The organism is Paraburkholderia sp. SIMBA_053, from assembly GCF_046534895.1.
In the GTDB taxonomy this organism is placed as follows: domain Bacteria; phylum Pseudomonadota; class Gammaproteobacteria; order Burkholderiales; family Burkholderiaceae; genus Paraburkholderia; species Paraburkholderia caledonica.
In genome coordinates, this window is sequence record NZ_JAWRXU010000943.1 from 1 (window position 1) to 262 (window position 262).

The window sequence follows — 262 nt, forward strand, 5'->3', positions numbered from 1 at the left end:
GCGCGCACGTACGCGCCGACGCGCGGCAGGACCGTCACCAGTCCCTCGCGTTCCAGTTGCGCGAACGCCTCGCGCATCGGCGTGCGGCTTACGTTCAACTGCTTTGCAACCTGCACTTCCGAAAGGCGGCTGCCCGGCGCGAGCACGCCCTCGACGATCGCCTCGCGCAACGCGGGCACCACCACACCCTCGCTCAATGAGTCGCTCGATGCATGCACCGTGCGCAGGCGCGAGTGAGATTTGATCGCGATCTTGTCTAGCG

Annotated in this window: 1 protein-coding gene; it reads right to left on the reverse strand. The window is 66.8% G+C overall.

Features of this window, described 5'->3' with window-relative positions; all coding sequences use genetic code 11:
* On the reverse strand, window positions 1-262 hold a 262-nt coding region (locus tag SB753_RS38385; RefSeq protein ID WP_410805334.1), incomplete at both ends, for a GntR family transcriptional regulator.